At 49.3% G+C, this 18,102-nt stretch carries 15 protein-coding genes; 8 read left to right on the forward strand and 7 right to left on the reverse strand.

What is annotated here, in order from left to right; genetic code table 11:
- Positions 1–45 precede the first annotated feature (45 nt).
- Positions 46–663, reverse strand: coding sequence for a LysE family translocator (locus tag ACKPVM_RS08230; protein ID WP_409308500.1), 618 nt, complete (start codon positions 661–663; stop codon positions 46–48).
- Positions 664–930: 267 nt separating this feature from the next.
- Here ACKPVM_RS08230 and ACKPVM_RS08235 point away from each other — a divergent pair, with 267 nt between their 5' ends.
- Genes ACKPVM_RS08235 through ACKPVM_RS08250 form a run of 4 tightly spaced genes read left to right on the forward strand, consistent with a single transcriptional unit; the run spans position 931 to position 3,766 of the window.
- Positions 931–1,794 (forward strand): LysR substrate-binding domain-containing protein, encoded by an 864-nt coding sequence (locus ACKPVM_RS08235; protein WP_409308501.1) that lies wholly within the window; start codon positions 931–933, stop codon positions 1,792–1,794.
- Between the two features lie 13 nt (positions 1,795–1,807).
- Positions 1,808–2,692 (forward strand): SUMF1/EgtB/PvdO family nonheme iron enzyme, encoded by an 885-nt coding sequence (locus ACKPVM_RS08240; protein ID WP_409308503.1) that lies wholly within the window; start codon positions 1,808–1,810, stop codon positions 2,690–2,692.
- Positions 2,682–3,215 carry a carbapenem self-resistance protein CarG family protein gene (locus ACKPVM_RS08245; RefSeq protein WP_409308505.1) on the forward strand — a complete coding sequence of 178 codons (534 nt, stop codon included), beginning with the start codon at positions 2,682–2,684 and terminating at the stop codon, positions 3,213–3,215. Before ACKPVM_RS08240 ends, ACKPVM_RS08245 begins: the two co-directional genes overlap by 11 nt.
- Entirely contained in the window at positions 3,212–3,766 is a 555-nt protein-coding gene (locus ACKPVM_RS08250; RefSeq protein ID WP_409308506.1) for an SEN1982 family lipoprotein, read from the forward strand. Before ACKPVM_RS08245 ends, ACKPVM_RS08250 begins: the two co-directional genes overlap by 4 nt.
- Before the next feature lie 72 nt (positions 3,767–3,838).
- On the opposite strand, the gene kduI is transcribed toward ACKPVM_RS08250, so the two are convergent.
- The 4 genes from kduI to ACKPVM_RS08270 form a co-directional block, all read right to left on the reverse strand.
- Positions 3,839–4,675 carry a 5-dehydro-4-deoxy-D-glucuronate isomerase gene (gene kduI / locus ACKPVM_RS08255; protein WP_409308508.1) on the reverse strand — a complete coding sequence of 279 codons (837 nt, stop codon included), beginning with the start codon at positions 4,673–4,675 and terminating at the stop codon, positions 3,839–3,841.
- A gap of 12 nt (positions 4,676–4,687) precedes the next feature.
- Positions 4,688–5,644, reverse strand: coding sequence for a 2-keto-3-deoxygluconate transporter (gene kdgT, locus ACKPVM_RS08260; protein ID WP_409308509.1), 957 nt, complete (start codon positions 5,642–5,644; stop codon positions 4,688–4,690).
- Between the two features lie 351 nt (positions 5,645–5,995).
- A complete protein-coding gene (locus ACKPVM_RS08265; RefSeq protein ID WP_409308510.1) occupies positions 5,996–6,784 on the reverse strand; it encodes an IclR family transcriptional regulator in 789 nt (262 codons plus the stop codon).
- A 226-nt stretch (positions 6,785–7,010) separates the two neighbouring features.
- Positions 7,011–9,344, reverse strand: coding sequence for a Tex family protein (locus tag ACKPVM_RS08270; protein ID WP_409308511.1), 2,334 nt, complete (start codon positions 9,342–9,344; stop codon positions 7,011–7,013).
- A 427-nt stretch (positions 9,345–9,771) separates the two neighbouring features.
- Here ACKPVM_RS08270 and ACKPVM_RS08275 point away from each other — a divergent pair, with 427 nt between their 5' ends.
- Complete coding sequence (locus tag ACKPVM_RS08275; RefSeq protein ID WP_409308513.1) at positions 9,772–11,058, forward strand: citrate synthase; 1,287 nt, start codon at positions 9,772–9,774, stop codon at positions 11,056–11,058.
- A 204-nt stretch (positions 11,059–11,262) separates the two neighbouring features.
- Here the strand turns inward: ACKPVM_RS08275 and ACKPVM_RS08280 are convergent, their stop codons facing one another.
- Positions 11,263–12,921: a methyl-accepting chemotaxis protein gene (locus tag ACKPVM_RS08280; RefSeq protein WP_409308515.1), complete on the reverse strand. Its 1,659-nt coding sequence runs from the start codon at positions 12,919–12,921 to the stop codon at positions 11,263–11,265.
- 339 nt (positions 12,922–13,260) lie between these two features.
- Complete coding sequence (gene olsF / locus ACKPVM_RS08285; protein ID WP_409308517.1) at positions 13,261–14,979, reverse strand: bifunctional ornithine lipid synthase OlsF; 1,719 nt, start codon at positions 14,977–14,979, stop codon at positions 13,261–13,263.
- Positions 14,980–15,155: 176 nt separating this feature from the next.
- Here olsF and greB point away from each other — a divergent pair, with 176 nt between their 5' ends.
- From greB to envZ, 3 genes are all read left to right on the forward strand, one after another.
- The gene (gene greB, locus ACKPVM_RS08290) at positions 15,156–15,632 is read left to right on the forward strand and encodes a transcription elongation factor GreB (RefSeq protein WP_409308519.1); all 477 of its coding nucleotides are present in this window, start codon (positions 15,156–15,158) and stop codon (positions 15,630–15,632) included.
- Between the two features lie 277 nt (positions 15,633–15,909).
- On the forward strand, positions 15,910–16,629 hold the full coding sequence (ompR, locus tag ACKPVM_RS08295; RefSeq protein WP_005969424.1) for an osmolarity response regulator transcription factor OmpR: 720 nt from the start codon (positions 15,910–15,912) through the stop codon (positions 16,627–16,629).
- Positions 16,626–17,987, forward strand: a complete 1,362-nt coding sequence (gene envZ, locus ACKPVM_RS08300; RefSeq protein ID WP_409308522.1) for a two-component system sensor histidine kinase EnvZ — start codon at positions 16,626–16,628, stop codon at positions 17,985–17,987. The genes ompR and envZ overlap by 4 nt, the downstream gene beginning before the upstream one ends.
- Positions 17,988–18,102: the final 115 nt, after the last annotated feature.

Below are 18,102 nucleotides of genomic sequence, written 5' to 3' on the forward strand. Positions count from 1 at the left end.
CATCGGATGCGTCGCCCTGCATCCGATGCTATTTTCCTCTCTAATTCATACCGGGCTTTGGGTAAATGTTAATGATGTACCCAACGCGATCAGCGCAACGCCAATCACTTTATCGACCAGAAATTGTTTACGCAGCAGGCGTTCACGCATCGCTGTTGTCGCGAAGAACAAGGCGACAATGCTAAACCATATCCAGTGCGATACTGACATGAACAAGCCATAGGCGAGATTATTCGACAATGGGCTATCGGGTTGCACCACTTGCGTATAAGTCGATACGACAAACATCATGGCTTTGGGGTTCAGTGCATTGGTGAGAAATCCCATGCGAAAAGCTGCCCATGCTGATGGCTTATGTGCCGAGGTCTCTCCAATGGTTAACACGTTACGATTGGTGAGCGACTGGTAACCCATATAGATCAGATAGGCTGCGCCAAGTAGTTTCATCATCAGGAAAAGAAGGGGGGAACTGACGACGATAACGGCAACCCCTAGCACCGTGTACATGACGTGAACTTGTATACCACAGGCAATGCCGAATGCGGAGATTAAGCCGGTACGTGAGCCGAACGCGTAGCTATTGCGTGTGATCATCGCAAAATCTGGGCCGGGGCTGATGACTGCCAATAGCGTGATAGTGATAACCGCAAACAGCTCATTCATTTATTGTTCCTCGCAGGATTTAACGTCTGCTATTGAGATAAAAAATAGTGTGAAATTTTGATATGTATTTTGCGAGATACCGAGTTGGGTTTGATTGGTAAATACGGAATGATGGAATGGCATTGGCCAAATGATTATTTTCATAATGCCTCTATAGTTCAGTGAGTTTCCCGCCTGGTGTTGTCAGGTCAAGATAATTATTGATGGCTTGCACTGCTGAAAAAAGCGATTTATCTTGAAAGAAATCGGCTACTTTTCATCGTCTATATGAAACTTCCTTCTCTTACTGCATTTCGTTTTTTTGATGCTGCTGCACAGGCGGGTAGTTTTGTGAAAGCCGCAGAATCCCTGCATGTCACCCATGGTGCGGTGAGTCGCCAGATTCGATTATTGGAAACGTCTCTGGGCGTTACGCTATTCGAGCGACGTAACCGGGCGATTTTCCTGAATGAGGCGGGGCGATCTTTGTATGCCGTGACGCAAGGGGTATTTGAACAGTTGGAAGATGCGGTGTTTCAGCTACAGCAGTCGGCACGCCATGAAACACTGGTGCTTTCGTGTGAGCCGACGATCGCGATGAAGTGGCTGATCCCTCGTTTACCAACGTTTTATGACGCGCATCCGGATATCATGTTGCATTTAGTCGCGGCCGGTGGGCCGATTGATTTTGTACGTAGCGGTGTCGATCTGGCATTGCGACGTGATGATTTTTATCAGGCACCAGCGACTTATGCCGCCAAGATCTGTGATGAATGGGTTGGGCCAGTTTGCCAAACGTTACCACCGAGTTTGGAAGGGCAGCGCTTACTCTACTCAGGAACGCGTCCGACCGCATGGAGTCGTTGGCAGCAGACCACAGATCTGTCGATCAAAAACAGTGTGCGTGTCGATTACGAACACTTTTATCTCTGTGTGCAGGCGGCGGTATCCGGTTTGGGGGTGGCAATGGCGTCCTTTCTGATGGTACAAGATGAACTGAAAAACGGTCAGCTCTGTGCCCCCTATGGCTTTGTGCGCGATGGTTCAGCCTACTGCTTGCTGTCACCTGAACCCTTGGAAAAGAATGAAAAGCACCAGCGATTTTATGAATGGCTGAAACAGCAGGTTGAGGCCTGTGTTCCTGCTTCTTGAATGTATTCTTATTATGAACTGGCATGTTATGCGTAATTTTTCCGCTCTTTTTTTAGCTTTGCTGTTTGTTATCTCTCCCGTGTCGGCTAATTCAAACGCCCGATTATTAGAAGAAGTGGCGGTAAACGGTGGTCATTTCTACGTTGGCTCTGTTTTTGGCCCAGAAAATTACGCTATTCACGCCAACACGCTTGTCACGTCTTTTGCCATGACAAAAACGGAAATCACCTATCAGCAGTATCACGCATTAGGTGAATGGGCGGACGCTCACGGTTATCAGCTAAGTGGCGGTTGCAATGGTGCGACCTACGAGGACTGCTTGTCGCCGGAACAGGATGATGGTCTGCATCCTGTGACTAACGTTTCATGGTGGGATGCCGTGATTTTTGCTAACGCACTCAGCGAGCGAGAACAGTTGCAACCTTACTACCTCACGTCTGATGGCAAAACGCTAAAGCGTGTGCCGGATGACGATAACGACAACCTTATCCGCGAGAACCCACAGGCATCGGGCTATCGCTTGCCGACAATGGCAGAATGGCAGGTTGCAGCCAGAGGCGGCGGTAAAGGGCTGGAAAATGGGACTTACGGCCAGCGCTATGCGGGCAATGAACAGCCGGATGATGTGGCGCATTTTCCCTCTGATTCATCATCGTTCGGCACGTTACCCGTGGCATCGAAGCTCCCCAATGCGTTGGGGCTTTACGATATGAGCGGTAATGTATCTGAGTGGTTGAATGAATCCTATGCCATAGAAGGTGGCAAAACGATGTATTACTTTTGTGGCGGCAGTTATCTGGAAAAGGCGCACAGCCTGGCAAGTTGCGATCTGCACACGCCAGGATTCTTCATGCCTGATATCGGTTTTCGGTTGGTAAGGACGCTGAATGATAAATAAATATATAGGATGGCTGGCGTTGTGGTCGATAAGCGTCAGTGTCGCAGCATTTTCGCCGGTAGCGTTGAACGATGGTATCAACCCGCTTGATCTCAATCAGGATGGTAAGAACGATTATGTCGTCGTCGCTCAGTTTGATAACAATACTTCACACCCTCATCTTGGGATGACCTTTTTTGTTCGGCGTCCTGACGATGGCCATAGCATTATGCCTGTCGCCAATAGCAGTTCGTTTACCTGGTTTGATTATCGGCTTTCTGCGGCGGCGGATTTCCTGATACAGGATAACCGGCTGTTTTTATCGGGAAAACAGTACGTTCTGGTGACGGCAAGGAAGCAAGGCGAAAATGTCTTTGATCCGACCAACGTCATGTTAACCATTTACGATTTTAAAACCTCGCAGGACGATCCGGGCGTGCCGTTGTATGAATGGTCCGAACGGAAACGGGTGGTGACGCAGAATATCTATCAATCAGCCGATGAAGCCTACAAGGAAGTGAGTGAGGCGATGCTGGCAAAATGAGAACATCGGTATTCTTCGTGCTCGGGCTATGGTTTCCTCTCAGTACGTTAGCACAGCTTAGCGAGCAGGATTATCAGCAACACGTGCAGGATTTTTTTGATGCGCAGTCACCGCTGTGTTTAGGTGAGAAGCAATGGCCGATACATAGCCCTAAAGGTGATGCGCCCTGGAACCGTGGGCGTTTACATGCGTTGGTTGAGGCTGGGTTGGCGCAGGCGACGCCTGAAGGGACTGGCACGGTATACCGTTTATCGCCCGTGGGTGAGAAGAACTGGCGTCAATATGGCGACCTGTGTTACGGCCGTATGCAGGTGAGCCGCATTGAGAAAATCGAGCGTGTTAATCAGGAACTGACGGTGGTGTATTTTACTTATCGTCTGACGCCGTTGGAAAGCTGGGCGCACCATCGTTCGTTACGCTTTGCTTTTAGCGAGTTGGACCAGCTTGTCGGTGGAATGGATACTATGCGCTATTCCGCCACGATTCGTGAGGCGTTGGGCGGAGCGGCGAAATTGCAGGATTACCCCGTGCCAGTAGAATTGGATTACTGATGCAACATAAAAAAACAGGGTGAACGACGTTCACCCTGTAGCCTCTATACTATCGGCGCAATGCCAGAGGGATTAGCGCAAATCCAACATCGCGATATGATCCATATCGTCAAACGTCAGGTTTTCGCCGATCATGCCCCAAATAAAGGCATAGTTCTTGGTGCCGACGCCTGTGTGAATCGACCAACTCGGAGAGATGACCGCCTGTTCGTTATGCATCACCAGATGACGAGTTTCATGCGGTTCACCCATCATGTGGAAAATAATGGTGTCTTCCGCCATATCAAAATAGAAGTAAACTTCCATTCTGCGTTCATGGGTATGCGTTGGCATGGAGTTCCAGTTGCTACCTTCCGCCAGACGGGTTAATCCCATGCTCAACTGGCAAGTTTCCACCACTTCCGGCACCAGATATTTGCAAATCGTCCGTTTGTTACAGGTTTTGACATCGCCCAACGGAGCTTTAATCGCGTCATCCTGTGTAATGACACGTGTCGGGAACACGGCATGCGCCGGGGCGCTGTTATAATACAGTTTTGCTGGCTTAGCTTTGTCCAGGCTGCTGAAGGCTAAGGCTTTGGCGCCTTTTCCGACATAGAGCGCTTCCTCATTGCCAACCTGATAGCTTGTACCGTCGATAACGATCTTTGCCGGACCACCGATATTGATCAGCCCCAGTTCGCGACGTTCGAGAAAATAGTTCACGCCAAACTGTTTGCCGATGCCGTCATCGAACGTGATCTCGCCATCTACCGGCATGATCCCGCCCACAACAATACGGTCGATGTGGCTGTAAGTCATGGTGTATTGATTTGGTGTAAATATCTTTTCGATCAGAAATTTCTTTCTCAGCTCAGTGGTATCAAGCGTTTTCGCATGTTCACTGTGTACACTTTGTCGTACGTCCATTTCGTTACCTTTTTATGCGTGTTTAGGTGAAAAGCGTTTTGCCCATAATGCAGTCAGGATGGGCACCAATACTGACGTCACGATCACACTGGTGGCAACAAGCGCCGTGGCTTGTTGTGCGACCGGTGCAAATTCCGGCGCCATATTCGCGATCAGCAGTGGTGTAGCGACGGCGGCACCTGCGCTGCTGGATGCGGCTATACCTGCGGTGCCATTACCACCACCGATAAATTTATCCGCCAGAATCAATGGGATGCCAGTAACAACAATCACCAGCAGGCCGAGGAAGATACCTGCAAAGCCGGTTTGGAGGATCACGGCCAAATTAATGGTGTTACCCAATGCAAAGGCGAAGAAAGGAATCAGGGTTTGTACCGAATTACCAAACAATTTTCTCAGATCTGGATCCAGGTTGCCCAGTGCAAAACCAATCAGGAAGGGCAGGACGGCACCGACAAATAACTGAGGTTCAAAGGTAGCAATACCGCTGGCACCCAGAATGACCATGGTCATCAGCGGACCGGATTCCAGAGACATCAGTACGAAAGCACCCGCTTCTTCTTTTGAACCGTATTGGTTCATCAACGCAGCATACAAACCGCCGTTGGTCATGTCCATGGCTGCAACCAGAGCAAGAACGGAGATCCCGGCCAGCATACCGTTTTGGATGCCGTCTCCTGGCAAGAATGTGCCAGCGATCAACGCTACAACCCAGGCGGTAGCTATTTTGGTTACAACCAAGACGCCTGATTTTCTCAGCATGGTTCCCGTCGCTTTCAATTCAATGGACGCGCCCATGCAGAAGAACCATACCGCCAGAATAGGAATAGTACCAGTAATCAGACCGTTACTGAAAGAACCTAAATATTTCCCAGCGCCTGGTGTAAAGGTATTACAGAGTGCCCCTAAAAAGAGTGGCACCAGCATTAATCCTCCAGGGATTTTATCAATAGCTTGTTTGATTTTCATAAAGACCTCATTTAAAAATAAAAACGTGTTCAGCCCGCTTTCAGTGAAAGCAGATGGGTTATTTGTATAAAAGTAATAAATAGGGGGAATAAAGCACCGAGGTGTTATTACCCGATTTCATTAATTAGTGAAAGATGGTTGTCCCCATTATAAAATTGATAATGAATATTCTTTGTAGCTTTAATGTTTATGGCCATTTCCATATTTTTAGTTATAAGCGGCCTTCCCGGAATGCTTGATTCGCATTTACAGGTATTTTTGTCGTAACGTATTCGTCTCGTTGACTTTTACGCAACGATATTCTCAATAAATCATAAATTAAAATTTATGATGTCTGGTTATGATAAATTATTATTTAATATCAACCTTCCGACTATTAATATGAGCAGTAATCGCTTTGCTGGTTTGAATCAGGCTTGCCAGGTGCTTCTCTTTTTTTCCATTAGCATATTGTGATTGCATGCCGTTAACTCCAATTGCTGCAATGACTTCGCCGTCCTGGTTAAAAATAGGGGCCGCCATACAACAAATTTCTTCTATATCTTCGCCATCGTCTATTGCCCAGCCTTGTTGCTTGACGACTTTCAGATGTTGCAGAAAATCTTCTTTATTTGTGATTGTCCGGGGAGTGAAATACTCAAAGGTACAGTCGGCAATCAGCGTTTCAATTCTTTCCTGCGGCAACCAGGCTAATAATACTTTTCCCAGAGACATCCGATTAAATACGATTTTCTTACCTTCCCAGGATGTTTTTACGATGGCTTTGGGCGATTCCACTTTACTCAGGAAGAAACCGTTATTGCCATCCAGAATACCAAGATGGCAGGTTAACTCTGTTTCTTTAACTAATTCATGCATAAAGTTAATGGTGTCTTTACGCAGATCGATATTCTTTATTGCCAGACCACCCAGCTCAAACAACCTCAACCCCAAAACATAGCGTCCGTCAGCACGCTGGCGCAGCAGTTGCGTTACCACGAGCACGTCTAATAGATGGTGTACGCTGCTTTTGGGTATAGACAAGTCAGTGCAAATATCAGTGAAGTTGGCTTCGTCACGCTTGGCGATGTAGTCAATAATCATCACTAAACGGACTGCTGCTGGTGCTTTACTGTGTTCGAGCTGCTGAAATATTGTCATGGTGTTCTATATATAAAACTCAGGTTTCCTATATGAAACAATGCTACCGTAACGGTAATTTATTTACCTAGATGCAGATCACAAAAAAAATGTGAAATGGTTGAATATTTCAAGATAAATGAAACATGGTTTTATTAGGGAAACAAGATGACAATAGTTTTACAGGAAAGATGCCTGACCTGATAACACAAGGTCAGGCATTGATTACACAATCGGAAAGCGACGACTAACGTTTTTTAAATGCGGCGGCCAACGCATCGCCCATTGCGCTATTGCCTGTGACTGGGGCACTGGCTGGGCGGGGGCGTGATTTACCCGCCGACTGACGTGGTGAGGTATTGCTATCGCCGCGTGCATTGCCGCCACCACGGCGTGATGCCGTATCGCCCGGTTGTTCATCAAGTCGCATGGTTAATGCGATACGCTTACGTTGCAGATCCACTTCCATCACTTTCACTTTCACGATATCACCCGCTTTCACGACCTTATGCGGGTCATCGACGAAATGATCGGCTAGTGAAGAAATGTGGACCAAGCCATCCTGATGGACGCCGATATCAACAAACGCACCAAAGTTGGTGACGTTGGTGATTGCTCCTTCCAAAATCATGCCGGGCACCAGATCGTTTAAGGTTTCTACGCCTTCGGCGAAGCTGGCGGTTTTGAACTCAGGACGCGGATCGCGGCCCGGTTTTTCCAGCTCTTTGATGATGTCTGTGACCGTCGGTACGCCGAAACGCTCATCGGTGAAATCTGCTGGTTTCAGGTTACGCAGCGCGCTGGGGTTTCCCATCAGCGCCTGCAATGCTTGTTCGGTTGCGGCCAGAATGCGCTCCACGACCGGATAGGCTTCCGGGTGAACGGTAGAGGCATCCAGCGGGTTATCGCCATGGTTGATGCGCAAGAAGCCTGCGCACTGTTCAAAGGCTTTGGGCCCCAGACGGCTGACTTTCAGCAGTTGCTCGCGGTTGTGGAAGCGACCATTCTCATCGCGCCAGGTCACGATATTTTGCGCCATCATGCGTGTCAGCCCTGCAACACGTGTTAACAGCGCAACGGAGGCCGTATTCAGATCAACGCCGACGGCGTTTACGCAGTCTTCGACTACCGCATCCAGTTTCTTCGCCAGCAGACTCTGGCTGACATCATGTTGATACTGACCGACGCCAATGGATTTCGGATCGATCTTCACCAATTCCGCCAACGGATCCTGCAATCGACGAGCGATAGAAACGGCGCCGCGCAATGATACATCCAGATCGGGAAACTCCAGTGCGGCCAGCTCGGATGCAGAGTACACCGATGCGCCTGCTTCACTGACGATCACTTTTTGTGCCTTAACGTCCGGGAACTGCTTTTGTGTATCCAGGAAGAAGCGTTCAGTCTCACGTGAAGCCGTACCATTACCAATGGCGACCAGTTCAACCTGATGTTTGATACACAATGCCGCAACGATAGCGGCGGCTTTCGCCGTCTGACCGGTATGCGGGTAAATGGTGTCAGTGGCGACCAACTTGCCGGTGGCATCAACCACCGCGACTTTTACGCCAGTACGCAGACCAGGATCCAGCCCCATGGTCGCACGCATGCCCGCTGGGGCAGCCATTAATAGGTCGTGCATATTGCGAGCGAAGACATTGATGGCTTCGTCTTCCGCCTTTTCACGCACGCTGCCCATCAATTCAGTTTCCAGATGCAGAAGCACCTTAACGCGCCATGTCCAGTTAATAACCGCTCGACGCCAGCTATCCGCAGCCGCGTTGTTTAAACGTATATTCAGGTGGTCGGTAATAATTTGTTCACAGTAACTTTCACGAGGAGCTTCCTCATGTTGCGGATCGGCATTCAGAGACAGTTGCAGTATGCCTTCGTTACGTCCACGGAACATAGCTAGCGCACGGTGAGACGGTACCAAAGCAATGGGTTCATGGTGATCGAAATAGTCGCGGAATTTTGCACCCTCTTCTTCCTTCCCTTCTACGACGCGGGATACCAGATGGGCGTTTTTCCACAGGTAGTTACGCACTTTCGCCAGCAGCGTGGCATCTTCGGCAAAGCGCTCCATCAGAATATAGCGTGCGCCGTCCAGCGCGGCTTTTACGTCCGCTACGCCTTTCTCGGCATCGACATAAGCCTGTGCTGTTAGCTCCGGATCCTGGCTTGGGTCTTGCCACAGGCCGTTGGCCAACGGTTCCAGACCGGCTTCCATCGCAATTTGCCCGCGCGTGCGGCGCTTAGGCTTATAGGGCAGGTAGAGATCTTCCAGCTCGGTTTTGCTGAGCGTACCGTTAATGGCGTCAGCGAGCTGTTCGGTCAATTTCCCCTGTTCATCGATAGATTTCAGAATAGTCTGGCGACGTTCGTCCAACTCGCGCAGATAGCTCAGGCGATTTTCCAGCGTGCGCAGTTGAGTATCATCCAACCCGCCAGTCACTTCTTTACGGTAACGTGCGATAAAAGGGACGGTGTTTCCTTCGTCCAGCAGGCGAATGGCAGCGTCTACCTGCTCCGTGCGAGCCTGTAATTCGCTGGCAATAATCTGGCTTAATGAATCATTCATAGGTCTGATATCAATCGTCATCAATTAATGGGTTAAACAGCTAGTGAGTTAAACCGTTGCTAGGTTAAGCAATTACTAGGTTAAACAACAGGAGGACAGTTATACGGACTGAGCATGAAAAATACCAGCCTGTCCCAGCGGCATTGGCTGCGGTAAAACTTAATCAGTAATCAACGTGCCTATTTCTACGAGATAACCGACTTATTGCCGTTGAACCGTCAGCAAACTTTATCTGCATCAATATTACGTCAGATTCTTGCAATCTATCGGCGGTTTTAGCGTATTAAATAGACGGGGCCGAGGTTATTACCCTATGGCGATGGCTTCTGATGACAGGTCTGACCTGATGCACTTTATCGATAAAAATCCCCCGTATTAGGTACATTAGAGAGCAAACACGATTATTCATTCGGCAGGAGAAGGATTCATGACAGCAAGACAGTCTGCGTTGGTGATAGACGGGAAAGAAAAAATGACGCTGGAGATACGTTCCGGCGTGATGGGAAAAGATGCTGTGGATATCCGCCCATTTGGTGCACAGGGGCTATGCAGCTACGATCCCGGATTTGCCAACACTGCCGGGTGTGAATCTGCCATTACCTATATTGATGCAGTGAATAGCGTATTGTTGCATCGGGGGTTTCCTGTTGAGCAATTAGCGGAGCAGTGTGACTTCACCGAGGTCTGTTTTATTCTTCTGCATGGCGAAGCGCCCACGGCGGAAGAATATGGGAAATTCGCCAACAATATCACTCGTCACACGCTGGTGCATGAGCAGATCGCCCGTATGTTTAGCGGATTTCGTCGAGATTCACACCCGATGGCGCTGATGTGTGCGGTCGTGGGGGCGCTTGCTGCGTTCTATCATGACGTGTTGGATATCAATAACCCAGAACATCGGGAACTGGCCGCGGTTCGATTGTTGTCTAAAATGCCGACGTTGGCCGCGATGTGCTACAAGTATTCTGTCGAACAACCCTCGGTCTATCCGCGTAATACCTTGTCTTATACAGGCAATTTCCTGCATATGCTGTTTTCCATTCCAGCAGAAAAATATGAGGTGAATCCGGTATTGGAACGCGCCATGAACCGTATTTTGATTCTGCATGCCGATCATGGTCAGTGTCCGTCTACGATGGCCGTTAGGGCGTCGGGGTCGTCCGGCGCAAATCCATTCGCCAGTATTGCTGCCGGTTTGGCATCCATGTGGGGGCCATTGCACGGTGGGGCAAACGAAGCCTGTATGCATATGCTGGAAGAGATTAAAACTATCGATCGCATCCCTGAGTTTGTTCGTCGGGCAAAAGATCGCCGCGATTCATTCCGCCTGATGGGATTTGGTAACTCGATTTATCAGCATTTCGATCCACGTGCTGCGATTCTGCGTAAAACCTGTTACGAAGTGCTGAATGAGTTAGGGACGGCTGACAGCCTGTTGCAGGTGGCGATGGAACTGGAACATATCGCGATGACCGATGCCTACTTCCTTGAGAACAAGCTCTACCCCAGCGTGGATTTTTATACGTCGGTCATTCTCAAGGCGATGGGGCTGCCGCCCACCATGTTCACCGTTATTTCCACCGTAGGGCGAACCATTGGATGGATTGCGCACTGGAATGAAATGCATAATCAATCGGAAATCAGTATCTACCGACCGCGTCAACTTTATACCGGTCAACCTCGCCGGGATTATGTTTCCCAACTGAAAGGCTGATGTTCTCTTCACCATGATGCGCAAATGTTGGCATCATGGTGATCGCAGTATGTGATGTTTGTGTCTTACGTTAGAATTTTTCCCAGTTATATCCGTCATACTTCAAGTTGCATGTGCGTTGGCTTCGTTCAGTCACCCGAATCACTTACTTGAGTAAGCTCATCGGGATTCCTTCGCTTGCCGCCTTCCTGAAACTTGAATTATTTAGGATATATTGTGCGTATTGCCAGCCGATGCGAGTGTCAGAGGGGCTGGCTTCGTCTTTTTTATCACCGGTGCGGTAGTGGCTGGTGGTGTTCCCCTCAGGTGGAAGTGATTCATCAACATCACCAGATGGGAAGATTGTTCGTTCAGATTAGTGGCCGCGCTAGCGGATTCTTCCACGAGCGTGGCATTTTGTTGCGTGACGCGATCAAGCTGGTTTACCGCATCATGTATTTGCGAAATCCCGGATTCTTGCTCCTGTGTTGTCGTCCCGATTTCGCTGATGAGATCCGCTACGCTGCGTGCTTGACGCACCAGTTCGTCAATCGTGCTGCCGGTTTCCTCGACCAGCCGATATCCCGCTTCTACTTTCTCAACGCTGGTATTGATGAGTTCGGCAATCTCTTTTGCCGCGGAAGCGGAGCGTTGCGCCAGCGAACGAACTTCGCCAGCAACCACGGCGAAACCCCTGCCCTGTTCACCGGCGCGAGCCGCTTCGACCGCTGCATTCAGTGCCAGAATATTTGTCTGGAAAGCAATGCCATCAATTACGCTGATAATATCGCTGATTTTGTGTGAACTGGCGGCGATCTCTTTCATCGTCACGACAATATCGCTGACGGCTTCACCGCCTTTGGTGGCCGTCTCGCTAGCCTGACTGGCTAGCCGGGTGGCGTTACGAACGGTATCCGCATTCTGACGGATAGCCTGATTCATCTGCTCCATGGAGGCTGCGGTCTGTTGCAGGCTCGCGGCCTGCTCTTCGGTACGCTGACTGAGGTTTTCGCTGCCGGCGGCAATTTGACCAGAGCCTGATGCGATGGCTTCACTGCTTTGCCGCACCTGTTCGACGATATCACTGAGATTGTTGCTCATATGACGCATCGCGGCTAATAGGCTACTGTGATCATGATTCTGTAACGTGATGTTGACCGCCAGATCGCCATCAGCCACCTGTTGGGCAATTTGTGTTGCGTAAAGCGGTTCGCCACCCAGCTGTTTTTTCAGCGTGCGGGTAATCAGCCATGCCACGACAGCGGCCATGACGGTCGCGGCAATGGAGAGTACCAACATGATGACGCTGCCGGATTGCGCATCGTTTTGCGCACGGCTCACGATAGTGTTCGTATCTTGTTGCTGTGAGGCCATCATGGCATCCAGCACCTTGAACAAGGCGTTCTGCGCATTTTGCATTTCATTAAGGATGATGGCATTACCTTGCTGGCGTTGCTGTGGTTCAGTTGATTGCACCAGTTCCATTGCTTTCAGAAAGGCGGAAAGATAGGGCGGGCGCGTTTCCTGAAACTGTTTTAACAAGGCGCGCGTACCATCGGTATCTAACTGTTCCCCCAGCTTTTTGAGATTTGTGGTATTACGGGCGATTTGCTCGTCAACAAATTGTTTTTCCTGTTTAATTTGCGCCGGATCGTTACTGATTGCGATGTTGCGAATCAAACGGGCATTGGCATCAAAACCCGCTTTGACTTCCTGAATCAATAACATGTTGGCGAGCGTTGTGCCGGAAAGACGATTGATATCGTTACCCAGCCCAACCAATTGCAGACGACCGAAAAACGCCACCAGCAAACTGATGATGATAACCAGAGAAAATCCCATACCTAGCATGTTGCCGAGTTTGATTCTATTCAGCATATTCATAAACATCCTTAATTTTTTGACAGGCTATGAAGGTATAACGAAAGGGACTTGCTATCGCAATTGACGCAAGGTGTGGCAAGGAATGATGACGGAAAAACCAGCTTTCGGGATACATCGCTATCTCCCGTATCTGAAATCTTATAGATAAGAATATCTTTAATATCGGTTAATGAAGGGTGATGTTGAGCACGTAAATTATGGACAAGGAGGTTTCGTATGAAATGTGTGATCCAGAAGACAAAAACGGGAATGGCGGTGGCCTCTGCGATCGCGAGTCGTGAGGCCAGTGTGCTGGATTTGGCGAACGCGCCTGTAAATTGACGCGTTCACCGGGGAGAATCAGTGAGTCGTGCTATCGCTGACAAAGGGGGAAATGTAACGCTGATAGCGAGAGGTTTTGAGCTGTTGCAAATCAACCAAAACCAAGCCATCAATACAGTTGTTGAAATCGGGATCGATGCCGAAATCGATAAATTTAACGCCACCAGGTTCGCAGATTTCCGAGTACTGTTTATAGAGCGTTGGAATGGCACAGCCCATGTTGCCCAACATGCTTTTTAGCAACGTTAGATCCTGTTGGTAATCCGAGCCCTCAAACTGTTTCAGTACGTCCGGCAGCGATGCCGGGTAAGGGCGACGTGACTGAGCCATTGGCTGATCGGGAGCAAAATGCAGACGATAAAAGGCAACCAGTAGATCGCGGGCCGTTGGCGGCAGTGTGCCGGAAAGCGATACCGGGCCAAATAAATAGCGATATTCTGGATAGCGTGCCAGGTAAGCACCAATGCCGAGCCAAAGGTAGTCAAGGCCACGTTTACCCCAGTATTTAGGCTGGATGAAACTGCGTCCCAGTTCGATACCCGACGCCAGTATCGGATTCATCTCTTCACCGTAATTAAACAGACTGTGGCTGTAGAGTCCTTCTTTTCCTTTTTCCGCAATTTGTCGGGCAGTTGGAATAAAGCGGTAGGCTCCGACGATTTCCAAATCGCGCTCATCCCACAGAATCAGATGCAGATAGTCATCATCGTAGGTATCCAGATCGCGGCGCTGGCCAGAGCCTTCGCCTACGGCACGGAAGGCAATCTCTCGAAGTCGTCCCAGTTCGCGTAAAATGGGGACGTAGTCTTCTTTACCTCGTTGATAGAGATAGACTATTTTTCCATCTGGCGTGGTGCCGAGCGTTTCACAATCGGCCAGCGCACGTTTTAACATCACGCGATCTTCACCTAACGCGATAGGTTTCTCTCCGGAAAAACAGCCGGGTTTCCCTTGCCCCAACCGATAAACGTGACGACGGAAACGCGCAGCAAGATCGTTTGCCTGCCAGTCACCTTGACTCCAGGTGGCATAAGGAATACGTGCCCCAATGCGCAACTTAAGCCGATTTCCCTTCTGACGAAACATTTCCCTGACCAGAAGCAACGTGGATAAGGGACGATAAATCAGTGAGGAGAGATAAAACAGGGTACTGTTGCGACCGCTAATATGAATCGGCACGACAGGTGCGCGCGCTTTACTGGCCATACGGATGAACCCATTGTGCCAGTGGCCGTCGCGAATACCATTCAGACTAATACGCGACACTTCTCCTGCGGGGAACACAATAATTGCACCGTCATTATTCAAATATTGCTGCATGGCGGTAATTTGCTGACGTTTAGTGCGGTTATTAAAATTATCAACCGAGAAGAACAGATTTTTCAGTGGTTCGACGTAAGAGAGTAACTGGCTGGCCATGATACGTACATCGGGCCTGACGCTGGCGACGGCTCGTAATAGCGCGAGCCCGTCGAGTGAGCCGATGGGGTGGTTGGCAACGAGCACTACTGGCCCTTGGCTCGGAATATTTTCCAAATCGCCTTCAACCATTTCACAACTCAGGTGAAAGTGATCCAGTATTTGTTCGACCAGATCCAACCCCTTCAAATGGGGGTAACGTTGAGAAAATTGCTGGATTTCATTTTCGAATAACAGGGAGCGTAATACTGTTTTTTGCCAGAGCGGCGTATGGCGATGCGGGGCAAGATCTTGCAGAATGGCGTCTAAGCTAAACATAAATCGTTCTCCGTAGCTCTCCGTGGGTAAAAGTACGGGATTGAAATGACATATTTATGTCTGTCGATAGATTATTAGCCAGAATTGTAAGGATGTGTAATGGAAAGGGCGTTTTTTGTTCAACTTTCTCATAAAAAGCCGGTGTATCAGGCTAAAGCCTCGTTGAGGTGGCTCACGTGAAAACAAATCTGATTACGCGTGAGGGCTATAACATACTGCGGGCAGAGCACGATCATCTCTGGAATGTAAAGCGCCCGGAAATTACAAAGATTGTTTCCTGGGCTGCCAGTCTGGGCGATCGCTCTGAAAATGCGGATTACACCTACAATAAGCGTCTCTTGCGCCAGATTGATCGGCGTTTACGTTATCTCAGAAAATGTTTGGCAGAGCTGAAAATTGTCGATTATTCACCACAGCAGGACGGCAAAGTGTTTTTTGGTGCTTGGGTTGAAATCGAAAATGAAGATGGCGATGTGAAACGCTTTCGCATTGTTGGTCCGGATGAAATCTATGGGGAAAATAAGGACTACATTTCGATTGATTCGCCGATGGCTCGCGCATTACTCAAAAAAAGGGTAGATGATGAGCTTGTTGTACAGACCCCGGATGGACCGCGTGAATGGTTTGTTAATGCTATCGATTATATAAAGTAGTGATTCATGCCAATGATAACACCAGAAAAAGTTGGGTTTCGAGAAAGCGATAAGCAAGTAACGATAGTGTTCGGTGGTTTGTTGGCGATCTGGCTATAATTCAGCGATATCCGTGATTAAGTTGGCGCTGACAGGCAAAGGAACCGGTTGATTCCCCGTGTGTTAATATGGTTTGTAACAATTTTGCTTCGAATGTATATCAGAAACGACTGTCAGTAATTCGTGTGATTCTGAACAATAGCGGCATCGGCGGCGATTGTGCCTTTGGAGAAAGAGAATGCAAGAGAACTATAAAATTCTGGTTGTAGATGACGACATGCGCTTGCGGGCGTTATTGGAGCGTTATCTGACCGAGCAGGGTTTTCAGGTACGTAGTGTTGCCAATGCTGAACAGATGGATCGTTTGCTGACTCGTGAATCCTTTCACCTGATGGTGTTGGATCTGATGTTGCCAGGTGAAGATGGTTTATCCATTTGCCGTCGTTTACGCAGCCAGAGTAACCCGATGCCTATCATTATGGTGACGGCAAAAGGCGAGGAAGTTGACCGTATTGTCGGTCTGGAAATTGGGGCGGATGATTACATTCCTAAACCTTTTAACCCACGTGAATTGCTGGCACGCATCCGGGCGGTGCTGCGTCGTCAGGCGAATGAATTGCCAGGCGCACCTTCTCAGGAAGAAGCGATTATCGCATTTGGTAAATTTAAGCTGAATCTGGGGACGCGTGAGATGTTCCGTGATGATGAACCGATGCCGTTAACCAGCGGCGAGTTCGCCGTGCTGAAAGCGTTGGTCAGTCATCCGCGTGAGCCGTTATCCCGTGACAAACTGATGAATCTGGCCCGTGGTCGTGAGTATAGCGCCATGGAGCGATCCATTGACGTGCAGATTTCCCGTTTGCGCCGTATGGTCGAAGAAGATCCGGCACATCCACGTTATATCCAGACCGTTTGGGGTCTGGGTTATGTCTTTGTTCCGGACGGCAGTAAGGCATGATTCGATGGCGCTTTTCTCCGCGTAGCTCATTTGCCCGGACGCTATTACTGATTGTGACGCTGTTATTTGTCAGCCTGGTGACCACCTATCTGGTGGTACTGAATTTCGCGATATTGCCGAGTTTACAGCAGTTTAATAAGGTACTCGCGTACGAAGTCAGAATGCTGATGACTGATAGCCTGCAATTGGAAGATGGTACGACGCTTGAGGTACCACCGGCGTTTCGGCGTGAGATTTACCGCGAACTGGGTATATCGTTATACACCAACGCGGCGGCGGAGGAGAGCGGTCTGAGGTGGGCTCAACACTATAAGTTTTTGAGTCAACAGATGGCCCAACAACTGGGGGGACCAACCGATGTTCGGGTTGAGGTCAGTAAAAATACCCCGGTTGTCTGGCTGAAGACCTGGCTATCTCCCGATATCTGGGTGCGTGTGCCTCTGACTGAGATCCATCAGGGGGATTTTTCCCCGCTTTTTCGCTATACGCTGGCGATCATGTTATTGGTGATCGGCGGCGCGTGGCTGTTTATTCGAGTTCAAAACCGTCCATTGGTTGAGCTGGAACATGCGGCTTTGCAGGTCGGTAAGGGCATTATTCCCCCTCCATTACGTGAATATGGTGCGTCGGAAGTGCGCTCGGTGACTCGTGCCTTCAACCAGATGGCTTCCGGCGTCAAGCTGCTCGCTGACGATCGTACCTTGCTGATGGCGGGAGTCAGTCATGATTTGCGCACGCCATTGACGCGTATTCGTTTGGCGACGGAAATGATGAACAAGGATGATGATTATCTGGCGGAATCGATCAATAAGGATATTGAAGAATGTAACGCCATCATTGAGCAGTTTATTGACTACCTGCGCACCGGTCAGGAAATGCAAACCGAGATCGCCGATCTGAATGCGATTATGGGCGAAGTGGTTGCGGCGGAAAGTGGTTATGAACGCCGCATTGACAGTCATTTTTCCGGTGGTGAGCTGCTGGTTCGTGTCAGTCCGCTTTCTATTAAGCGTGCAGCGCTTAACTTGGTGGTGAATGCGGCACGTTATGGTAATGGCTGGATTAATGTCAGTACCGGACGCGAATTACAGCGGGCATGGTTTCAGGTGGAAGACGATGGTGATGGCATCGACCCCGCGCAATTGAAGCATCTTTTTCAACCTTTCGTGCGTGGTGATAGTGCGAGGACGACGAGCGGCACCGGGCTGGGATTGGCGATCGTGCAACGAATTATCGATGCGCATAATGGCATCTTGGATGTGAGTACCAGCGAACGAGGCGGACTCTGTGTTCGCGCCTATCTACCGATCGTGTCAGAGGTGTATGTGCCTGAGAATGGCACGACGAAAGAATCATAAGTATTTTCATCCGTTAAATACGAACACAACGGCTGACTTTTGCCTCGCCTATCCTGTTTACCGCGTTGATTCTGATTGCAGGGGATACGTTAAATGCATCGATAGCGCCTTCCCT

The sequence above is a fragment of the Pectobacterium hainanensis genome (genome assembly GCF_046237015.1).
GTDB lineage: Bacteria > Pseudomonadota > Gammaproteobacteria > Enterobacterales > Enterobacteriaceae > JBJYIN01.

What these genes read in the sequence shown, in the direction of transcription:
- ACKPVM_RS08275 (WP_409308513.1), top strand. Translation starts at nt 9,772, where the DNA reads ATGACAGCAAGACAGTCTGCGTTGGTGATAGACGGGAAAGAAAAAATG.
- ACKPVM_RS08240 (WP_409308503.1), top strand. Translation starts at nt 1,808, where the DNA reads ATGAACTGGCATGTTATGCGTAATTTTTCCGCTCTTTTTTTAGCTTTG.
- ACKPVM_RS08235 (WP_409308501.1), top strand. Translation starts at nt 931, where the DNA reads ATGAAACTTCCTTCTCTTACTGCATTTCGTTTTTTTGATGCTGCTGCA.
- ACKPVM_RS08250 (WP_409308506.1), top strand. Translation starts at nt 3,212, where the DNA reads ATGAGAACATCGGTATTCTTCGTGCTCGGGCTATGGTTTCCTCTCAGT.
- ACKPVM_RS08280 (WP_409308515.1), bottom strand. Translation starts at nt 12,921, where the DNA reads ATGAATATGCTGAATAGAATCAAACTCGGCAACATGCTAGGTATGGGA.
- ACKPVM_RS08265 (WP_409308510.1), bottom strand. Translation starts at nt 6,784, where the DNA reads ATGACAATATTTCAGCAGCTCGAACACAGTAAAGCACCAGCAGCAGTC.
- olsF (WP_409308517.1), bottom strand. Translation starts at nt 14,979, where the DNA reads ATGTTTAGCTTAGACGCCATTCTGCAAGATCTTGCCCCGCATCGCCAT.
- ompR (WP_005969424.1), top strand. Translation starts at nt 15,910, where the DNA reads ATGCAAGAGAACTATAAAATTCTGGTTGTAGATGACGACATGCGCTTG.
- kduI (WP_409308508.1), bottom strand. Translation starts at nt 4,675, where the DNA reads ATGGACGTACGACAAAGTGTACACAGTGAACATGCGAAAACGCTTGAT.
- envZ (WP_409308522.1), top strand. Translation starts at nt 16,626, where the DNA reads ATGATTCGATGGCGCTTTTCTCCGCGTAGCTCATTTGCCCGGACGCTA.
- ACKPVM_RS08270 (WP_409308511.1), bottom strand. Translation starts at nt 9,344, where the DNA reads ATGAATGATTCATTAAGCCAGATTATTGCCAGCGAATTACAGGCTCGC.
- kdgT (WP_409308509.1), bottom strand. Translation starts at nt 5,644, where the DNA reads ATGAAAATCAAACAAGCTATTGATAAAATCCCTGGAGGATTAATGCTG.
- ACKPVM_RS08230 (WP_409308500.1), bottom strand. Translation starts at nt 663, where the DNA reads ATGAATGAGCTGTTTGCGGTTATCACTATCACGCTATTGGCAGTCATC.
- ACKPVM_RS08245 (WP_409308505.1), top strand. Translation starts at nt 2,682, where the DNA reads ATGATAAATAAATATATAGGATGGCTGGCGTTGTGGTCGATAAGCGTC.